The organism is Williamwhitmania sp., from assembly GCA_035529935.1.
Taxonomy (GTDB): domain Bacteria; phylum Bacteroidota; class Bacteroidia; order Bacteroidales; family Williamwhitmaniaceae; genus Williamwhitmania.
In genome coordinates this window covers 16,824-36,494 of sequence record DATKVT010000063.1, presented here as the reverse complement: position 1 = coordinate 36,494, position 19,671 = coordinate 16,824, and the positions used below count along the sequence as shown (strand labels likewise).

At 44.8% G+C, this 19,671-nt stretch carries 17 protein-coding genes; 2 read left to right on the top strand and 15 right to left on the bottom strand.

What is annotated here, in order from left to right; genetic code table 11:
* Positions 1-362: 362 nt before the first annotated feature.
* A complete protein-coding gene (locus VMW01_04590; protein ID HUW05518.1) occupies positions 363-596 on the top strand; it encodes a hypothetical protein in 234 nt (77 codons plus the stop codon).
* A gap of 4 nt (positions 597-600) precedes the next feature.
* Positions 601-1,029: an aspartyl protease family protein gene (locus VMW01_04585; protein ID HUW05517.1), complete on the top strand. Its 429-nt coding sequence runs from the start codon at positions 601-603 to the stop codon at positions 1,027-1,029.
* Between the two features lie 189 nt (positions 1,030-1,218).
* Here the strand turns inward: VMW01_04585 and VMW01_04580 are convergent, their stop codons facing one another.
* From VMW01_04580 to VMW01_04510, 15 genes are all read right to left on the bottom strand, one after another.
* The gene (locus VMW01_04580) at positions 1,219-2,697 is read right to left on the bottom strand and encodes a radical SAM protein (protein HUW05516.1); all 1,479 of its coding nucleotides are present in this window, start codon (positions 2,695-2,697) and stop codon (positions 1,219-1,221) included.
* A 468-nt stretch (positions 2,698-3,165) separates the two neighbouring features.
* A complete protein-coding gene (locus VMW01_04575; GenBank protein ID HUW05515.1) occupies positions 3,166-3,540 on the bottom strand; it encodes an HU family DNA-binding protein in 375 nt (124 codons plus the stop codon).
* 1,051 nt (positions 3,541-4,591) lie between these two features.
* Complete coding sequence (locus VMW01_04570; GenBank protein ID HUW05514.1) at positions 4,592-5,677, bottom strand: hypothetical protein; 1,086 nt, start codon at positions 5,675-5,677, stop codon at positions 4,592-4,594.
* Positions 5,678-6,047: 370 nt separating this feature from the next.
* Positions 6,048-6,476 (bottom strand): SRPBCC domain-containing protein, encoded by a 429-nt coding sequence (locus VMW01_04565; protein ID HUW05513.1) that lies wholly within the window; start codon positions 6,474-6,476, stop codon positions 6,048-6,050.
* A 195-nt stretch (positions 6,477-6,671) separates the two neighbouring features.
* Complete coding sequence (locus VMW01_04560) at positions 6,672-7,022, bottom strand: hypothetical protein (GenBank protein HUW05512.1); 351 nt, start codon at positions 7,020-7,022, stop codon at positions 6,672-6,674.
* 379 nt (positions 7,023-7,401) lie between these two features.
* The gene (locus VMW01_04555; protein ID HUW05511.1) at positions 7,402-8,208 is read right to left on the bottom strand and encodes an alpha/beta hydrolase; all 807 of its coding nucleotides are present in this window, start codon (positions 8,206-8,208) and stop codon (positions 7,402-7,404) included.
* A gap of 300 nt (positions 8,209-8,508) precedes the next feature.
* Positions 8,509-9,486 carry a hypothetical protein gene (locus VMW01_04550; protein ID HUW05510.1) on the bottom strand — a complete coding sequence of 326 codons (978 nt, stop codon included), beginning with the start codon at positions 9,484-9,486 and terminating at the stop codon, positions 8,509-8,511.
* A 102-nt stretch (positions 9,487-9,588) separates the two neighbouring features.
* Positions 9,589-10,674 carry a hypothetical protein gene (locus VMW01_04545; protein ID HUW05509.1) on the bottom strand — a complete coding sequence of 362 codons (1,086 nt, stop codon included), beginning with the start codon at positions 10,672-10,674 and terminating at the stop codon, positions 9,589-9,591.
* Positions 10,667-11,587, bottom strand: a complete 921-nt coding sequence (locus VMW01_04540; GenBank protein ID HUW05508.1) for a GYDIA family GHMP kinase — start codon at positions 11,585-11,587, stop codon at positions 10,667-10,669. Before VMW01_04540 ends, VMW01_04545 begins: the two co-directional genes overlap by 8 nt.
* Positions 11,584-12,894, bottom strand: coding sequence for a hypothetical protein (locus VMW01_04535; GenBank protein HUW05507.1), 1,311 nt, complete (start codon positions 12,892-12,894; stop codon positions 11,584-11,586). Before VMW01_04535 ends, VMW01_04540 begins: the two co-directional genes overlap by 4 nt.
* Before the next feature lie 15 nt (positions 12,895-12,909).
* Positions 12,910-13,905: a hypothetical protein gene (locus tag VMW01_04530; protein HUW05506.1), complete on the bottom strand. Its 996-nt coding sequence runs from the start codon at positions 13,903-13,905 to the stop codon at positions 12,910-12,912.
* Positions 13,906-14,015: 110 nt separating this feature from the next.
* Positions 14,016-15,164, bottom strand: a complete 1,149-nt coding sequence (locus tag VMW01_04525; protein HUW05505.1) for an acyl-CoA dehydrogenase family protein — start codon at positions 15,162-15,164, stop codon at positions 14,016-14,018.
* A gap of 5 nt (positions 15,165-15,169) precedes the next feature.
* Positions 15,170-17,149 (bottom strand): biotin carboxylase N-terminal domain-containing protein, encoded by a 1,980-nt coding sequence (locus VMW01_04520; protein ID HUW05504.1) that lies wholly within the window; start codon positions 17,147-17,149, stop codon positions 15,170-15,172.
* A gap of 24 nt (positions 17,150-17,173) precedes the next feature.
* Positions 17,174-17,971, bottom strand: a complete 798-nt coding sequence (locus VMW01_04515) for an enoyl-CoA hydratase-related protein (protein ID HUW05503.1) — start codon at positions 17,969-17,971, stop codon at positions 17,174-17,176.
* A gap of 4 nt (positions 17,972-17,975) precedes the next feature.
* The gene (locus VMW01_04510) at positions 17,976-19,583 is read right to left on the bottom strand and encodes a carboxyl transferase domain-containing protein (GenBank protein HUW05502.1); all 1,608 of its coding nucleotides are present in this window, start codon (positions 19,581-19,583) and stop codon (positions 17,976-17,978) included.
* Positions 19,584-19,671: the final 88 nt, after the last annotated feature.

Here is a 19,671-nt window from a genome sequence, read left to right as displayed (position 1 = left end):
GCGGTTTGCAACCTCTGCCTGCACAGCGATTGCGAAGGTTCATCCGCCGGCGGGCGAACCCCTTCATCTTTTATACAGCACGTAAAAGAACTTCGTTTATTGCTAAATTTTGTCCTTCTTACTTCAGGACACACTCCGGGCTAGCGGGAAATGGAACGCTCTACAAATTGGTTGGTTAAGGGAATTTAAAACTGCAACTCTATCTCACATTAGGAACAAGTAGTAAAAAGAAATGAACTTTTAAAACCATCACAACTTACTGTAATAAATTTGCTGTTGAGTGTAATGTTTTTTAACAATCATATTAACTTTGCACTCAATTTTTTGTTACCTTTATACACCTAACCTAAAACATATGACATATGTTTGAGAAAGAATTAGAAGTTTATAAGAAAATTAAGGCTGATTATTTAGCCCAATCTCCACAAGGGGGATTTGTTGTCATCAAAGGAGAGGAAGTATTAGGAATATGGCAGTCAAGATTGGATGCATTAAAAGCGGGGATTGACAAGTATGGTGATGTACCTTTCTTAGTTAAGAATATCAATGAAAGCGACATCGTCGTAAATTTTTCTAGGAACCTTATATTTGCTTAAAAGTATGCCTGTATTTCCTAATAGAGTTCCAAATCTTCAGCAAATTGGTCCTATCGTTGAGATTGTAATTTTCCCTTCTCAGCCAATCTTTTTAAAAATGATGAGTGAAGGGAAAAATCCTCCTTCTAAAAAAGTCATTGCACTTATTGATACTGGTGCAAGTGGATCCTGTATAAACGATCCAATAGCTAAAGAATTGGGGTTAATTGCTAGGGATGTTATTTCTGTTCATACACCATCCGGTACAACTCAACAACCAATTTATGACTTAGGTTTTGCTTTGCCAAGTTTAACTAATAATGTTTTCCCAGTTCAAGCACTTGGTGCTGATTTAGAAAAGCAACCATATGCTGCATTGATTGGACGAGACATATTATCTATCTGTACACTCATTTATAATGGCTGGGATAACTCTTATCAGTTACATATCTAAACTTTACTTACAATTCGTTTATTTGTGTTAGAAATCACACAGTAAATAAATATAAAAACCATTATCACAAGTTGTTTAACATTGATTGGAATATAAGGCTGTTGGTGGAATAGTATGTGATGTTTAAGCGGCTCTCTCCGTTAGTTTAGTGGACGGTAGCTACTCCCTTGTCGAGGCATATTATTGGCACTAAGAATTCATAAATTGCTCCTTCCGTTTAAATACCATTTCTCTATTAAGTTTTGCGATATCGCAAAAAAACTCATTAACCACTAAAGGGTTTCCTTGAGGGTTTTCATTTGCATTTCTAACCATACACATGGTGCAAAACTCTTTGTCGGTACATTGTAAGCATTTAGGAAAGTCATGATTGCGCAAGCCTCTTAAATACTGCACTTTTTCAGAATTATCCCAAATGTCATCGAGAGAAGTTTCTTTCACATTACCAACAACATAATCTATCCAACCTTCACATGGATATACATTTCCGTTGTCTGCTATACAAATAGTGGAACGACAAACGGTACAAACAAAATCGTTGCCTGTAATACTTTTTTTCTTCTCAGCTGCCGTTTCTATTTGCTCCAAATATTTTGTATCATTCGTAACCTTGTCTGTGATAACTTCTTTGACTTCATTAATTGATAGACGACAACTCAGATTTTGGCCCGTATGATTATAACCTGCTATGATAACATAATCATCTCCAACGTGAATTTTATACTTTTCGGCCCACTTTGTAACTTCCAGATAACAGTCTTTATTTTGTTTCATGATTGGGCAACTTATTTGCAAAGGGATATCGTTTTCAATTAGTTTCAAAATCGCATTTTTTGTTTTTTCAAAACTCCCTTTCATTTGAGTTATCTCATCGTGAATATTTGGATCCATTGAGTATAATGAGACTTGAACACCTAAAAGCGGGTTCATCTTCATTTCTTTTACAATCTCATCATTGAGTAATGTTAAATTACTAAGCACATTTACCGAAAAGTCATTTTCTCTACATGCTCTTATAAAATCGCAAAAGTTCTTGTGCAACATTGGCTCACCACCACTTAACGTTAAATGCAACAACCTCATATTCCTAGATTGCTCTAGTACCTTATAAAATAAATCAGGTACGATATAGCTCACTTTGTCTTCATGTGGAATATAACAATGCACGCACCTTTCATTACACATGCTTGTAATTTCTATGTGCAAATTTGTAAGCTGAGGCTTGCCTTCAAAGTATTCTTCAAAAAAATTCTGCGCGGTTTTTTCAAGATGCATAGCAGTTGGAGAAAAATCCTTTTTTTCTATTTTAGGTTCTAATGTCTTGTATGAAAACCTTACGTCTTTTTCATTGCACTCTTGCATTGTTTCGCCCGATACAATAAATCCATCCCGTTCAAGCATGTAATAAAATTCTATGGCGTCAGTTTTTATTGTTCTAATGTCAACATCGGTAAATTGTGTATTTATTTTTATTGCAAGTTCATCAATGGTTTGTGCTTTTCTATCTAAAGCAGACATAAAAACTGCCCCAGTTTCTGATAGAATTTTGTCACCGATGTAGTTTTCGTTATCACCCGTTTGCTGATATCCAAAATTTCTATTATCCGTTATATATCCGAAAGACTCATAATTTCTGAATATAACATTTGATTTTTGCTTGAAAAACATTTTAAAATCTCCTTTCTTTAAGTAATCAGGCGACGAGTTTTAATTGTATAACACCGCCGCCTGAATTATTTGTCAATTAACGTCCACCAGGTCCTCCTGGTTTACAAGGTCTGCCACTTGGCTTACTATTAGGACGACATTCAGCCATCTGCACAGTACTTTGAGCCAAGATTTTTGGTTTTTTGTAAGTCATATTTTTCACACCTCCTTTCAATTGAATCATTATTTTTGTTATTAATCAAGATATTTTCCAAAGTTTTGCATGTGTTAATTTAATCTTAATCGAATATCCTTTTAATAGTTTGCTATGATCTCAATCGTGTTTATTTTGTGAACAAATGGAGTAAAATTGCTTTATACCAAGTATGTAATATATATTTTCTCCCTTTGTTTCCCAGCGGCGAAGCATATTCGCCGCGGAGAAACATTGCGGTTGGCTTGTGGGCAGGGCCGCGCTAGGTAGCGGAGCTACTCATCCCGCTCAAAGCTCACAGCTTCAATGGCCCGCTTGAGCTCCACCCCCGGCGTAAAGATTACCTTTACTCCCGTAATCTTTCCGGTGTTGAACGCCTCTTGGGTATCCACGCCCTCGCTGGTAAAGGAGAGGCGCAGGGTGCCAAACTCACCTAGACTTACGCTCTTGCCCATGAGCAGGTACTTGGGCATGGCCTCCAGCAGGCTCTCAATTACGTTGGACACGTCGCCCCGCGAGAGCGACGACATGCCGGTAATCTCCTTGGCCAGCTCCGTTTTACTAATCTTACCGTCGTTTACCGGAGAGGCATACCACTTTTTCGCCTCTCGGTTCAGCGGGTTTGCCCGCTCAATTAAATGGTACTTCATGCTACTTGGTTTTATGCCTCGGAAGTATGCCCTAGGCGATAGCTCCGAGGCGGGTTAACAGCATATGCTGGTATACCTATGCCTGCGTAAGTGTGGAAGAAAATTTGCATAAGAGAGAAAATAAATTTCCATCAGTATGTAAATTTTTTTCCATAAGTGTGCAAATTTACGGCAACACTTATGCAGGTTTACCTTCATACTTTAAAACAACACTTGGTGGCGGGCGGAGGAGGCTAGGGACGATAACCCGACACATTTTTTTTAAGCGGCTAGTCCCAAATGTATGGTAACTTTTTCCCATTGTCAAGTGCTTTTTGGAAAAAAAGTTAAGGGTTGGGCAAAAAAATAGCACTGGGCAGCCCCTACCCTTGCCCAATAAACTGCCGGCGGGAGTGGGAAGAAAATATGGGAATGTGGGAAAGGGTAAATATTTTGAAATGGGGCAAACACTATGCTAACGTTAAGCATATGTTTTGTTGGGGGACTTTGGAACAATTCATTATCCCACGTTAAGGAGCTAATTTAATGCAATTACTTTGAAGTTAGCGATTCAACCCCCAATAAAATATATGCACTGTTGGCAACTTGCTTATATATACGGTAAAACTGTATATACACACCCATATTGGAATGTATTGTGCAGCTTTAACCGTGTAATACACAAATATAAATTAGTTTCGGTTAGGTGGCTTAAGCAAGGGTGATAATTATGTAGATACCGGCAACCAATTTCAACCCTTGGTGGTTGCGGTGCATGGAGGGTAGGTAGATTTTAATACCATTCAGCGTGCACCTTAAGCGCGTGTGGCGGGTTTCTTTCTACAAACAGGTCACCTCTCTGAGGTGAGCCGGTGGCGGGGTTTCTGTAACGTTGCTCCAACGTTCTCCGTTTTTTAGGAAGCGTCAAACACCATACTAACGTTGAGTATATGCAAAGTAGGCGATTGCGGGCTTCAAACCTATCAAACCGTTACGATTTTGAAGCGGGTTACAACCGTTGAATTTACTACTATCACGCCTATTTTGTATATACATTGTTAGGCAACGTTTTTTATAGTTCAAATTGTTCTAATCCAATCGCTATTCCTGAGGGAAATGACGAATCAATATATCTTAAATCCATTGGCATATGTGTATCATTTTTCTTTCTCATCAATACAATTTCTCTGTTATTCCAATTTGATATTAAATTTGGATATGCTGGGTCATCAGCAATTAATAAAACATTCCTAATGTTGTTATTTATAATATAATCATCAATTTCAAAACAAATTAAGTTCTCTGTTCTGATATAATAAACATTGATAATATAATTACCCAAATAAATTAAGTCAGAGTCAAATGTGTAGTTATAGATTGAATGATATGTTGAAATATAAATTCTCAATTCAATATATATTTTCCCTTCAATTACCTCTAAATTTTGAAAATGAGAAGAATACCTGAGTAACTCTTTTAATAAAAGAGAGACTTTTGCTTTCTCAAACAACTCTTTTTCTGGCCAAATATCTTTATAAAGACTTTGTGCCTCACTAATCTGAGAATTAAGAAAAATTCCATCTGCAATTATAGAAATCTGAGGATTTTGTTTGACAATGTTCTGAAGGAGCGTTAAATAGTCATTACGATAAGATTTATTAGCCATTTCTTCAGCATCATTTTTTGTCCATGCACTAATATCCGGGATGTCTTTAAAGTCCTCCATACCTTCAATCCAAATACTTTCTCCTGTGGTAAATCTTATAAATTCAGAAATCATTTTACAGCATAAATCTGGATATCTACAGATATGTTCTTCTGCAAATCTTATAATGTGCCAACCTTTCGATAAAAAGAAATTATTTCTCTTTTCGTCATTCAGGTGAATGGGTTTATGACTCCCCATAGCGTAAGGTTCATCAATCTCAATATCAATGCACAAGTTATATTTTTGATAGTAAAGTATAAAATCAGGTTGATATGGATATTTCCAGCCATTATCGATAACCTTATTTGTTTTAATATGCCCTTTGAAGTATTTTTCTAATTTATATTCAAAATAATTCTCGGTCATACCTGTTTTATAGCTGTCAAAATCGATTAAGCCTTCATGATTTAAAGGAATATTAGGATAAAATATTTTGGGATACTGTTTCATGTTTTGTTTAATTGTCTCAATCGGTCAGTCTTCAAATGTTGCCTAACTTGCTTATATATGCGGTAAAACTGTATATACACACCCATATTGGAATGTATTGTGCAGCTTTAACCGTGTAATACACAAATATAAATTAGTTTCGGTTAGGTGGCTTAAATAAGGGTGATAATTATTGTGCTAATACCGGCAACCTATTTCAACCCTTGGTGGTTGCGGTGCATGGAGGGTAGGTAGATTTTAATACCGTTCAGCGTGCATCTTAAGCGCGTGTGGCGGGTTTCTTTCTACAAACAGGTCACCTCTCTGAGGTGAGCCGGTGGCTGGGTTTTGTAATTTGTTATAACGTTCTCCGTTATTTAGGACGCGTCAGTTATTTTCTTTCTATCACTTCTTTCAACTTCGGTAATACAGCATTCCAAAATTGATTGGACTCGGTATGTCTTTTTTCGTCTCCTGCATAATCATCCGTTACCCGTAATAGTGTCGTTTTGTCATCTTGGGAAAGCAAATGATATGTTACTTTTTGATAGTTTGTATCAATATCCTCAAGCCCAGAGTTAGGATTAAAATCTGATATTTCCAGAACCTCATATGGTTGAGCCAGTAATACCTTTCCTTTTCTGATATGTTGTTTTCCATTTATAGTAGTTCTCCAAAGTATGGAATCGCCGGTTTTCCAGCCAGAAGAAACTTCGTAGCCATACATATACTGCTTAGTCCATCTAGAGTTGGTCAGGGCTTCCCATACTTTTATAGCAGGAGCATTCAATGAAATTTCTATATTTATTAGCAGTTTCATAAAATTCGCCCTAATCAATTTTTGTTTTTTCTAAAATTGCAAACAACTCGTTTATATATGGGTAAAACTATATATAAAACCCATACTGGCATGTATTGTTCAGCTTTAACTGTGTAATACACAAATACAGAATCGTTTCTATGAGTTGGCTTAATGGAATGTCCAAAAAGTCCGAAGGGACAAACTGCCTCGTAGCTACTCCTTGCCTGCAAAGATACTGAGTGCGTTATCGACTTTAGAAGGGTCCGGTGACTCCACCAAAAACATGAGTGAGCCATTGTTGCTCCACCGGGCGGTATCGCTTGTCGGGAGTGTATTTGCCTTTGCTACAATGTCGGCGTCATAGTAGTCTTCCAGAAAAAGCAAAGTAATAGTGAGTGACTTATCTTTATTGGTCAGCTTTACGGCATCTACTACGCGTTCCGATTCCCTCCATGATTTCCAATCGAGCAGAAGAAGTTCAAAATCTTCGTTTAATGCTTGGATAAAATATTCCGCCCTGGTTTTGTCGTTATGCTTAACGTTCAGCTCTATTTTAGATGCCATGATGCTGTTCTCCCGTTTGTGATTTGCTTCCAGATTCTACTTGTTCTCCTGCCCAATTGCAAACTGCATTTTTAGTAGTAATAATGCTGCCGTCAAAACTATAAATAATTTTGCCTACTGTCTCATTATGCCAATCTTCTTCATTTATCAGTTTTTTTTGATGTCTTGCAGCAAGACGTTTCCATGCTAAATTACACTAAGGTAACCATTTGCAAATTTTGAAAAGTAAGAGTTACATCGCCATTTACAGTGTGCCAAAGCGTTTATATATGGGAAAACTAAGCCAATACCGGCAACATATTTCAACCTTTGGTGGTTGCGGTGCATCAAGGGCAAGAAGATTTTAACATTCTTCCAGTGTGCACCGCTCGCGCGTTTATTACTCAACAACTGTTCTAATGGAACGCAGGAATGTTTTGACGATTGCCGCAAAGTGTTCTGGCTGGTCCAAGTGGAGCGCATGCCCCGCTTCCTGAATTTGTTCAACCTGAAATAGAGGATTAAGGCGTTGCAACTCTTCGGCAACAGCAGACGAAACCACCCCGTTATCACCAAACAGGAGGAGACTTGGAACGTCAATTTTACTCACCAGCTGCTTATAATCGGGGTTCGGTGGCGTGAGAACGTCGAAAGCGGCCATGCTGGTTTGAAGTCGTGCCCGAGCAAATAGCTCTAGGGTTTCCGATGACCGGTTAGGATGCCTGGCCCGCGCTTCTGCCACCACCTCATCCAACGGCATTTTAAGAACCTTCCTATGCTGATCGGCCACATCACTATCGCGAACTTCGCGCTGAAGTTTTGGGCTCAGGAAGGTTGGATCGGCTAAGATTAGTCCACGGAGTAGATTTGGTTTACGGCTTGCCACCATGGCTGCAGTCATTCCGCCCATGGAATGTCCAAGCAGGACTAACGGAGGAAGTCTCAGGGCATTTATCAAACCGGCCACATCGTTTGCATGGTCTTCGTACCGGTATCCATAGTCGGGCACACTCGACTTGCCATGTCCCCTGGCATCCGGCATAATTACATCATACTCTTTCTCCAGCGCACGTGCCAAACCTGTCCAACACAAGCCATTGGTCATTAATCCATGAAGCAACATTAAAGGCGGTTTGTTTCCTCCAGTTCTTGTGTAGTGTATGTTAATACCGTTTGCTTCGCAGGTTGCTGTGCTCCAGTCGGTCATATGTTGTCTGCCTTAAGCATAAGATTCATGGTAAAGTTAACTAATTATGGTGCGCGCCTATTAATTCCAATAATTATAAGTTGAGAGTTTCTTTATTAAAAAGTCAACAACTTGTGGCGTTTGAAGACCTCGTCAGCGTGTATCGCTCGTGTGTGGTGCAGGATTCTTTCTATAAACAGGTCACCTTTCCGAGGTGAACATGCAGCTGGGTTATGTAAATTGCTATAATGTCAACAATATTTAGGGATATACATTGACACTCTTTTCACTACTCACTTTTCACTACTCACTTTTCACTACTCACTGCTCACTATTCAGCCCGGAAAGGTAGACGGGGAAATGGGAAAGGCGCTGGGGTGCTATGGCTTTGGAAAAGTTAGTGTAGCTTTTGGCAAAGCCGGTTAGGAAGCCACCCCCACCCGAGCCGCAGAGCTTGAGGTAGTGGCTATCGGAAGTTAGCCCCTGCTCCCACACCGGAGCAAGGTGCGATGGAATCATGGCCCGAAGATGCTCCAGCTGAAAGGCGGAGAGCTCCTTCAAATGCTTCCAGAAGAGGATATACTCACCCGCTACCATATTCTGAATGCAGGCGTCGTTTAATCGGATGAGCTCTTGACCCAGGTTGCTCAGCACCCCGTTGGGAACAAAGTGCTTTAGGAACGACTCCACCAGCGGCCCGGTCTTGCCTGAAGTGCCGCTATCGAGGAGAAAAATACCGCTCTCCTTGTCGTTGCGGTTACGGGGAATGCCCACCAGGTCAATCTCCCCATCCTTTTGTATGAGCAGCGGGTAGCGCATGTAACAGCTCAGCGGATCGATGCCGGAACTCTTACCGTGAAAGAATGACTCAATGCCCGAAAAAATGTGCCGTAGCTCCTTTATATCCACCTGCGTTATGCTTCCCGAAGGCGGGATTAGCTCGGTGGTATACCTTGAGTAAATGGCTGCACACAAAGCTCCAGAACTTCCAATGCCGTAGCTTTGTGGTATGGACGATTCAAAGTAGAGCCCATGCCGAATATCGGACTCCAGCTTCTCCAGGTTCAACCTACCTGAGATTCCATTCTTAACCGAATTTTCAACTAGATACTGGTGCAGCTCACCCAGCAACGTATTGCTGCTGCGGGCAAAGTCCAAATCGGTGTATTTGTCCTCGTGAATAAAGCTCAGTTCTCCTTGAAAGTGGCTGTAAGGAATGCTTAAGGCCATTGATCCTAACAGCACAGAGTACTCACCAAAGAGCAGTATTTTGGAATAAAACTTATCCGTATTGATCATGTCCTTCAGGGCTGTTACCCTTGTATTGAAATTGGGTAATTATAGCTATCACACCCACATTTCTCCCACAAAACATGTGGAATTTAAAATGGTTCAGTAGAATTAGAAGATTCTCTCCGGTCCCGCTCCACAGCGGTCGTAAATTACCATTCCTTTTTCACAGTAGCGCTTTAGCTCCGATTCAACAAATGTCTTAACCGCCACCTCGTTATCCTCGTGATAGAGCAGGTGAACGTTGGGACCGGCATCGATGGTAAAACCTATGGGCATACCGGAAGTAGTTCGAAAATTGCGAATTGAAGCAATAATGGAAAGGCTTTCCGGCTCCAGGTATAAGGGTGAAGTTTTAGAGCTCATCATCAGCGCGTGAAGGGTGAGCGCCTCATTCTCGCAGAGCGCGAAGAATTTTGGGAAATCACCCTTGCGCAAGGTTTTAAGGATGGCATTGAGGCAGAGCTTAGCCTCGGCATACCGGGCATCGGCAAAGGGGTGATCTACCATGAGCGCGTGCCCCAGCGTGCTCGAAAGCTCCTTTGGCTTGGTGCTAACCACCAGCACAGCATCGCGCATTCCTAGAAACCGCGGATCGATATTGGGCGTAACCGGAATGGCAAAATCGTTGGTGGAGTTGGGTAACTCCGCCAAATGGCCCCACTCCTGCCAGCCCCCAAATACCGAGCGCGAGGCGCTTCCCGAACCCAACCTTGCCACGTAGGATGCCTTTTGCAGGAACGAAGAGCCAAAGCCCTCGTTACCCATCAGCAGCTGCTCGGCATGGCAAAGGCAAAGCGCCACCGAGGCAAATGCGGAGGCCGACGAGGCAATCCCAACCGAGTGGGGAAAGCTATTTTTCGTTTCCAGCTCCACACGCGCCTGTGCCAAAAAGGGAAAGAAAGGTGTTACCTTTCCAAAAAAATCGGTAAGCTTAGCAGCAAACGGATGGCTATTCTCCCCATTTACCAAAAGGCTAAACCCATTTTCAGCATGGGTAAACGTGGCCCTAGTTTCCGTATAGCACTCGCTCAGGCTGAAGCTGAGGGAGGGGTTTTGTGGAATTTGGTTTTCGCGCTTGCCCCAATACTTTACAACGGCAATGTTCGATGGAGCTTTCCATCCCGTCTTAACGCTAACTGCGGCCTTCAGAATCTCGGGCGTAACACTATTTGAAAAAAGCATCTTGCTAATCATATTTCAACACTATTTCGTCGAACCTAAACAGCGGTGATAAGCCCTTGCCCTCGATGTAGGCGCGAACGTAAGATTCCGGCTCTTCACTGCAGAAGAGGGCAAAATCGCCACCCCATGTACCCAAGGACTTAGTGCACCCATTAAAGTCGGGAAAGCTAGCTTTTTTTATTGAATCAGTGCCCAGAATTTTGGAAATAACCTTCTCGTGCTGCTCCACAAGCTGGCAGAGCTCTCCAACGCTTGCCACGTGGGGAATTCGCAACGAGATATCAGAAATGGTGTTGACCAAAATCGGCTCTACCGTCGTCGAAGTGCTTAAAAACTGACTTACATTGGTGGCCGTTTCCTGCTTTTTTCCGAGGTAAGCAAAGAAAAGGTGCTTGTTGAAAAACGATGGTAGGGCTACCGGCGAATGTTCTGAACTACCATCCGCCAGATGAAACATGAATGGGCAAGATTGCTGCGCCGCAATAACGTCGTAGCCCGAGCCAGCGCTCACCCTTCGGTGCAGCATAAATGGGTCAACATCGGCCAACTGAGCCACCAGCGAGATGAGGCTGGAGCTGCTGCCCAACCCCCAACTCAGGTCGAAGTCGGCCGTAACAATCACCTTCTGCCCTGTTAGCCTAGCAAGAAAACCCGGACTCAGCAATTCCGTCTCCCTTAAGATAGTGGAAACAAAACGAGAAGCCTCCCTACTACTCCCTTCTATTGCCTCTCCTTGCCCATTAAAGGTGGCCGAGAACCAGCAGCCGTTAATATCTTCGCTATCCCACGAAATGTATTGATTATCTCCCTTCCTGGTAGTAAGTTCCTGTCCAAATCGTAGCGGTAGGGCAATGGCCTTTGCACCAAGAAGCACGAGGTATTCGCCTGTCAGCAGCAGCTTAGCATTGGCTCTGAGTTTTGTCATTTTTGGTCCAGAAATTCCTTAACCGCGCTATAACTAACTGTGCGCTCCTTGAAGTAGGCCATCGCTCGCTCGCGAGCGGCATTATCTACGCCTAATGAGGCCAAAATATTGGAGAGATGCATCTTCATGTGGCCTCGCTGTATTCCGGTGGTGACCAGATTCTTTACGGCTGCAAAGTTGCTGGCAAGTCCCACCGAAGCCACAATGGCCATAAGCTGTGAGGCCGAAGGACGGCCAAGTAGCTCCAGCGATGCTTTGGCAAGTGGATGTAGGTTGGTGATGCCTCCAACCGTTCCAACAGCCAGGGGCATTGTAAGGCTTATCTTAAAAACGTTCTCCTCAACTGTGCAGGTGCTCAGACTAGCATAGCGTCCGGTGCGAGCGGCAAAGGCATGAGCCCCAGCCTCAGCGGCACGAAAATCGTTACCAGTGGCAAGCAAAACCGCATCTACCCCGTTCATTATGCCCTTGTTATGGGTGGTAGCCCTGTAAACATCCACGCGAGCAATGTCGAAGCCAGCCTTAATCTTCTGTGCCAGTTCGGCACCTGTCAGCCCCTTCTCCACACCATTAAGTTCCGCTATTCTGCATTGTGCCGAAACGGTAACGGTGCAGCCATCCACGTAGTTGCTTAAGATGGACATAACAACATGAAGTGCCTCCTTTTTTCCCTTATCCTCCCCAGCCGAATAGTAGCGCTTTAGCTCCACGGCAATCTCCTCAAGGCAGGTGTTTATAAAGTTGGCCCCCATGGAGTCTACAGTATCGAACTCAGCATTAATTCGGAAAAGGTTGGGTACCGAATAGGTTAGATTTTCCAACTCCAGCGAAACAATTCCGCCGCCGCGCTCCTCCATGCTTTTGGTTAAAGGCTTTACCTTCTCAAGCAAAACAAACCGAAGAAAAGGCCAGTTGGAGGTTAAATCCATTGGATTTTCGTTCCATAGAAAATATACATGGCCTAGCTTTACGGTAGATATGTTTTCTACAATGAAACCTCCGCGCTGGGCCCAGAACTTGGCGCTGTATGCCGCTGCGGCAACAACCGAACTCTCCTCGGTAACCATTGGCACGTGATACACCTTACCGTCCACCATCACATTGGGTGCAACTGAGTAGGGCAAATGGTAGCTTGCAATAGTGTTTTCGCTCAAGTCGAGAAACTGCTTTTGCATATCCTCGGCTTGATAGAGCGAGAAATCAAAAAGTTTCATCAACTTTTCGGGGCGAGCAAGTGAAAGAGTTACCAGCTTTGCCTTTTCCTCCCTTGAGAGAGAGGAGAATCCATTGATAATTTCTTCTGCCATGGCGAAAAAGCTAAATTATTCTCGAACCTTAAGAAACGACTTTGCAAATAGAAGACCCTTAGCCTGCCCTTCAACGTATGCCTTCAGCTGATCATAATCGCCTTGGGCATACTTCAGAAAACCGGAAGCTTGACCGTAAATAGCAGGCATCTTGCTTCGGCTTAGGAAGTAAAAGCCGTCGAGAAACGACTTTACACCGCCGGATATTATTAGCTGCTTGCATTTGAGCGGCTGGTTTTGCTGAACCATGCCATTTACAACGTTTAGCATCTCCTCGGCACTATGGCCAATGAGGGAGAGTGGCTCGAAGAGCTCCTGCTGAACAGGCTCGCTACGTGTAAGCTCAACCCGGGCAAAGTTAGTTCCACCAAAGGCAGCAAACTCCAACGCTTCGATGGGCAACCACATAATTTTACGCAGGCTTTCGGGCCCCATACCCTGCCCCACCTCTTTCACAATCACCTTTATTTTAGCCAGCGAAAGAAACTCCTCTATGATGCTGAACGGCGGATGGTGCAGCAGGTCACCCTCGGGTTGTAGCCACTCCTGTACTGGATTAACATGAATAATCAACCCATCGGCGCGTAGGCGATTTACCAAATCAAGAAGCCGCTGATAGGAGCTATTCTCCAACATCTGCTCCAGCTGGGCAATGCCTATGTTTGCATAAAAAGGAAGGTCGTTGCCAATAATATCGCGCATGTCGAAATCGGCAATGTGCTCCTCATTTTCAAGCAACTTACGACAGGAACCCAAACCCATTCCCATGCCAAACTCATTGCAGGCATGGGCAAGGTTGGTATTTATGGTTCGCGCCAATGCGGTGCCACCAGTCATGCTGCTCACCCAAATGGGGAGCCGCATGGTTTTACCCAAGAAGGTAAAAGGTTCCAGCTTCCCTCGGGTGTGCGAGCCCATCAGCGGCTCGTAGAAGAATCTCGAATCGGCTTCGGTAGCCTTAACCTGTGAGCTAAACGCGAGGTCTATATGGTCTTTTTTTCTGTCTTCCATTGGTCTACATATTACATGATTGCCCAATCTATTGCCACAAGATACTGCAATAAGGCAAAATTAATCACCAACTAAAGATAGCGATTTAGAGCAACACACCAAGCAGCAACCTAGAGTTTACATCCAATCTGTCGTGCAATCACCATTTTTAGAATTTCCGTGGTTCCCTCTCCTACATGCAGAATACGCTGGTCGCGGAAGTGGCGCTCCACCAACGAACCCTTTACCAAACCGTAGGCTCCATGAATCTGGCTTCCCTCGGTAGCGGCTTCGGTAGCTACCTCCGAGCAGAATAACTTGGCCATAGCGGCCTCCTTGGCGTATGGCTTACCATTGTCCTTGAGCCACACAGCGTGGTATAGCAAATAGCGAGCAGCTTCAATCCTTGTGGCCATTTGAGCAAGCTTAAACGAAACAGCCTGAAAGCTCGAAATGGGCTTTCCAAACTGATGGCGAGTGTTGGCATAGGCTAGCGCCTCCTCGTAAGCGCCTTCGGCTAAACCAAGTCCCATGGCTGCAATGCTCAACCTCCCGGCATCGAGGGTTTCCAGCATCAATCGGCCCCCTTTCCCTCTTACGCCTAGCAGGTTCGACTCTGGAACCTTAACACCATTAAATGTGAGCTTGCCAGTATCGCTTGCACGCCACATCAGCTTTTTGGTGATGCGCTCGGTGGCATAGCCAGTTTCGCGAGGTATCATAATGGCAGAGAGTTCGCGCCGTCCATTCGTTTCACCAGTACGAGCCAACAGTGTAATGCCTGCCGACATGGGGTTGGTGGCGTTCGAAATAAATATCTTATGTCCGTTAATTGTCCACACTCCATTCTCAAGAACGGCTGTTGTTTCTACTCCTAGGGCATCGCTACCGGCGTTTGGCTCGGTGAGACCAAAGGCCCAGAGCTTCTCACCGCTGCAGAGTAAAGGGAGAAATTTTCGGCGCTGCTCTTCGGTGCCGTAGTAGTATATAGGATTTATGCCAAGGCAGTTGTGGGCGGCCAACGTTCCAGCCTGAGAACCATCAATTTTTGAGAGCTCCTCAACGGCAAGAACAAGGGCCATATAGTCCAGTCCCTGACCACCATACTCCTTAGGAATCACAATGCCATAGAGGCCTAAACGGCCCATCTCCTTAGTTAACTCCTCCGAGAATTGTTCATCCTCATCGAGTTGCACTGCCATGGGTTTAACCCGCTCCTCAGCAAATTTCCTAACCTTCTCACGAATCTCCTCGTGCTTGCTTGTAAGTTGATATTCCATATATGCTAAAGTTTTTCTAAAACAATAAGTTCTGAACCATCGGAAACCTGCTCCATTTCGCGAACCAGCACCTTGCCAATTTTGGCACGCTGTGGCGAGGCAATCAGGTTTTCCATCTTCATTGCCTCAATAATCATGAGGGTTGTGCCCAGCTCAACAATCTCACCCTCCTTCACCGGTAGGCTAATAATTCGGCCATGTAAAGGTGAAGTAACCATACGTTCTCCCGTTTCCGGTCGCGTAGCCTTGGGCTTTCGTTTACCATCCGACAGGTGATTGGCGTGTTTAATTCTGTAGAGCCTGTCATGGTGAGTGATTGAGATGCCCCATGAGTGCAGGGTAAAATGCATCTCGGCAGCAACACCATCAATTGTCATCTCCAACATTGAATTGTCGACAAATAGGTATTTTCCAACCGATAGCACCAACCCGTTATACTGTATGTTTGATACTTTCGAACCACTATAATTAGGTGTTACCTCCAAAAAATGGTCGTCGTGATAAAACCCCATACGTTTTATGGCCTCCCAAGCTCCAAAGCTGCTCCAAACTGAGCGTCTAGCACCGTTTGCCTTGGCTTTCATGCTTCCATACAAACGGATGAGCGCATAGCCCGCCACCACCTCAATGGGGAGCGACCGCTGCTCGGCATACGCCTTAGCCAAGGCGCTTGCAGTGTCCACAGAGAGGTTGTTTGAAGCAAACAATGGAGAATGTACGATGTAGCTTAAAAAGCCAAGGTTAGTGGTAATGCCGTGCAAAAAACTTCGCCGCAGCACAGAACGCATTCGGGCAATAGCCTCTGCCCTATTCTCACCATGGATAATCATTTTGCAGAGCATGGGGTCGAAAAGACCCGTAACCTTCTCGTTCACCCGCAGGGCATGCTCCACCCTAAACCATGGAGCCACAGGGAAATTAAAGTCAGAGATAGTACCAGTGGATGGCGAAAAATCGTTTTCTGGGTCCTCTGCATACAACCGAAGCTCAATGGCATGTCCCCTAATTTTAATGTCCTTCTGAGCCACCGAAAGACCCTGTCCCATGGCCACCTCAAGCTGCAACTTTACAATATCTACACCGGTGATCATTTCGGTTACCGGGTGTTCCACCTGAATGCGCGTGTTCATCTCTAGAAAGAAGAGATCCCCCTGTTCATCAAGAATAAACTCCACCGTTCCGGCACTTCTGTATTTCACAGCTGAAGCAAGAGCCATGGCATAACCGGTAATGTTCGTGCGCTGCTGCTCGTTCAACGTGGGCGATGGAGCCTCCTCCACAATCTTCTGGTAGCGACGCTGTATGCTACACTCCCTATCGAAGAGGTGAATGATGTTTCCGCTGCCGTCACCCACAATTTGAACCTCCACATGGCGTGCTCCAGGAACAAACTTCTCAAGGTAAATCTCCGCGTTTCCAAAGGAAGAGCTGGCCTCACGCATGGCCCTTTCGAGCAATGTCCTAATATCGTTTGCACCATGTGCAATGTGCATACCTTTTCCACCTCCTCCTCCGGCAGGCTTAACCAGCACGGGATAGCCGATTTTATCGGCAAGGAGGATAATCTCTTCGAGCGTTCCAGTAGCTGGCGGGAGGGTTGGAATACCAACTTTCTGAGCCATGCTCTTCGCCTCGAGCTTATTCCCCAAGGTGAGTATGGATGCAGGAGTTGGACCAACAAAGGAGAACCCTGCCAGCTCAACGGCTTCCGCAAAGTGGGTGTTCTCCGATAAGAAACCGTAGCCGGGATGTATGGCATCTACACCAGAGCGAGTGGCCACCGAAATAATTTTCTCGATATTAAGGTAGGTCTCCCTCAACGAACCAGAACCAAGCGAAAAAGAGTCATCGGCCTGCGCCGCATGCATTGGAAAACCTTCTTCATCGGAATATACAGCAACCGTTGAAACACCCATATTTTTCGCAGTTCTAATTATGCGAAGGGCAATCTCTCCCCGGTTTGCAACAAGCAATTTTGAAATCATAGGAGTAGAAACTAATGAGCCTAATTAAAGTTCATCGCTGCGGTTAAAAGCAGCTTTTCTCTTTTCCAGAAATGCGTTGATGCCCTCTTTTGCCTCCTCCCCAAGCCGCATCTCGGCAAGAATTCGCGAAGTGGCATCGGCCATTTGAACAAACGAATGGTTGCAGCGCGTTTCAGCGATAAGGGTTTTGCAGGTAGTTTGAGCATTGGGGGCTCCGGACAGTAGGTCCTTTAGCACTTTATTTAACCGTTCCTCCACTTTTTCGTTGGCGGCAACCTCCGAAACAAGGCCTAGGGTGAACGCCTCCTCGCTGGAAAATCTTCGTCCTGTAAGCATCAACTCGCGCATCTTCCCGGCCGAAAGTCGTTGAGCTACGTAAGGCATAATAGTCGCCGGAACCAACCCCAGCCTAACCTCGCTGAACGACATCACAATCTTCTCCTCAACAAGAGTGTAATCAGAAGCGGCAATAAGTCCAAGTGCCCCACCAAAGGCATAGCCATGAACTACCGTAACAACGGGTTTAGATAGGTGATTTAGCTGGTAGAAAAGGTTGGCAAGCGCTCGGCTCTCCTTCAGCACCTCCAGCTCCATTTCAGGCTTCCCCGTCTTAGCAAACGACGATAGGTTGGCCCCCGAACAGAAGCCGTCGCCCCTACCTCTAACAACCAATACCCTTACGGAATGGTCGTTTAGCACTGTCTCCAACGCCTGAGTAAACTCATGAACCAATGCCGGACTTAAGGCATTTTTCGAATCAGGGTCGTTTAGCCACAACGTGCATATAGCACCGTTGTGCTGCAGTTCAAGATTTGCTTCCATATTTTTACATCCTAAAGATTCCAAATTGAGGTTCTCCAAAAGGTTTGTTTAGCGAGGCAGCAATGCCCAATGCCAGCACTTTTCGGGTATCGGCGGGGTCAATCACCCCATCGTCCCAAAGCCTCGACGTGCTGTAGTAGGCAGAACTCTCCACCTCGTATTTATGCAGAATTTCGTTGCGTATGGCCGTTGCATCCTCCACGGGCAGCTCTAATCCGCGCGACTTTAGCTGCTCCTCCTTCACCGAAACCATAACGTTGGCGGCCTGTTCACCACCCATCACGGCAATTTTAGCATTTGGCCACATAAACAGGAGCCGCGGATTAAACGCCCTCCCTGCCATAGCGTAGTTACCGGCACCATAGGAGGCACCAATCATCACTGTAAATACCGGAACTGATGCGTTGGCCACGGCGTGTATCATCTTAGCTCCATCGCGGGCAATGCCTCCATGCTCGTGCTTCTTACCCACAATAAAGCCGGTAATATTTTGTAGAAAAACGATGGGCGTTTTGCGCCAAGTGCAGAGTTCAACAAAATGAGCCCCCTTTAGAGCACTTTCCGAATTCAAAAAACCATTGTTGGCAATAATCCCAACTTGAAAACCCATGATGCGGGCAAAACCGGTAACCAAGGTTGTCCCGTAGCTCTCCTTGAATTCATGGAATCGGCTACCATCCACAATGCGAGCAATGACCTCCCGAACATCAAATCCACGTTTGAGGTCAAATGGGATAGCGCCATAAAGTTGCTCCTCCGAAAAGCGGGGTGGCTCCGGTTCCTGCCAGTCCATCTCCTGCCGCTGTGGTGATGGCAAACTTTCAAAAATATTTCGGCATATCTCTATGGCGTGGGCATCGTTCTCAGCCAAATGGTCGGCAACGCCAGAAATAGAGGTATGAACCACACCTCCTCCAAGTTCCTCTGCAGTTACAACCTCACCAGTGGCGGCCTTCACCAGCGGTGGACCGCCAATAAAGATGGTTCCCTGATTTCTTACAATGATGGTTTCGTCGCTCATGGCCGGAATGTATGCACCACCCGCAGTGCAGGAGCCCATAACCACCGAAATTTGCGGTATTCCCTGAGCCGAAAGCCGAGCCTGATTATAGAATATCCGTCCAAAGTCGTCGCGGTCGGGAAACACACGATCCTGTTCAGGAAGAAAGACTCCGCCCGAATCTACCAGGTAAACGCAGGGAAGATTATTCTCCAAGGCAATTTCCTGAGCACGCAGATGCTTCTTTATGGTTTCCCGAATGTAGGTGCCACCCTTAACAGTGGCATCGTTGGCCACCACTACTGTTTCACGGCCATGAATCACACCAATACCGGTGATGATTCCTGCCGAAGGGAAGTTATTATCATACTGACCATTGGCGGCCAGAGCTGAAAGTTCGAGAAATGCTGTTCCCTCATCAATAAGCAGCTGAACTCTGTCACGAGCCAGCAGTTTTCCTCGCTCCTTATGCCTCACTACCGCCTTATCTGAATCGCGAAACACCACCTCTCGTAACCGGTTCCTGAACAACTCAACTGCCGCAATATTCTCGGAAAAGTTTTTCTGAAATTCTTCAGAATGTGACGATATTGAAGAGTTTAGTCGATACACTGTTTTCGATTTTGGGTTACTTCAGTGTAAACAGTGAGAGCCAACGTTTTGTTGAGTTTTCTTTGTAATAAAGAGAACAAACGTTTTA

Excerpts from the sequence above, each read along its gene's own strand:
- VMW01_04575 (HUW05515.1), bottom strand. The coding sequence starts at position 3,540 with ATGAAGTACCATTTAATTGAGCGGGCAAACCCGCTGAACCGAGAGGCG.
- VMW01_04560 (HUW05512.1), bottom strand. The coding sequence starts at position 7,022 with ATGGCATCTAAAATAGAGCTGAACGTTAAGCATAACGACAAAACCAGG.
- VMW01_04565 (HUW05513.1), bottom strand. The coding sequence starts at position 6,476 with ATGAAACTGCTAATAAATATAGAAATTTCATTGAATGCTCCTGCTATA.
- VMW01_04580 (HUW05516.1), bottom strand. The coding sequence starts at position 2,697 with ATGTTTTTCAAGCAAAAATCAAATGTTATATTCAGAAATTATGAGTCT.
- VMW01_04525 (HUW05505.1), bottom strand. The coding sequence starts at position 15,164 with ATGGAATATCAACTTACAAGCAAGCACGAGGAGATTCGTGAGAAGGTT.
- VMW01_04545 (HUW05509.1), bottom strand. The coding sequence starts at position 10,674 with ATGATTAGCAAGATGCTTTTTTCAAATAGTGTTACGCCCGAGATTCTG.
- VMW01_04590 (HUW05518.1), top strand. The coding sequence starts at position 363 with ATGTTTGAGAAAGAATTAGAAGTTTATAAGAAAATTAAGGCTGATTAT.
- VMW01_04520 (HUW05504.1), bottom strand. The coding sequence starts at position 17,149 with ATGATTTCAAAATTGCTTGTTGCAAACCGGGGAGAGATTGCCCTTCGC.
- VMW01_04515 (HUW05503.1), bottom strand. The coding sequence starts at position 17,971 with ATGGAAGCAAATCTTGAACTGCAGCACAACGGTGCTATATGCACGTTG.
- VMW01_04585 (HUW05517.1), top strand. The coding sequence starts at position 601 with ATGCCTGTATTTCCTAATAGAGTTCCAAATCTTCAGCAAATTGGTCCT.
- VMW01_04530 (HUW05506.1), bottom strand. The coding sequence starts at position 13,905 with ATGGAAGACAGAAAAAAAGACCATATAGACCTCGCGTTTAGCTCACAG.
- VMW01_04535 (HUW05507.1), bottom strand. The coding sequence starts at position 12,894 with ATGGCAGAAGAAATTATCAATGGATTCTCCTCTCTCTCAAGGGAGGAA.
- VMW01_04540 (HUW05508.1), bottom strand. The coding sequence starts at position 11,587 with ATGACAAAACTCAGAGCCAATGCTAAGCTGCTGCTGACAGGCGAATAC.
- VMW01_04555 (HUW05511.1), bottom strand. The coding sequence starts at position 8,208 with ATGACCGACTGGAGCACAGCAACCTGCGAAGCAAACGGTATTAACATA.
- VMW01_04550 (HUW05510.1), bottom strand. The coding sequence starts at position 9,486 with ATGATCAATACGGATAAGTTTTATTCCAAAATACTGCTCTTTGGTGAG.
- VMW01_04570 (HUW05514.1), bottom strand. The coding sequence starts at position 5,677 with ATGAAACAGTATCCCAAAATATTTTATCCTAATATTCCTTTAAATCAT.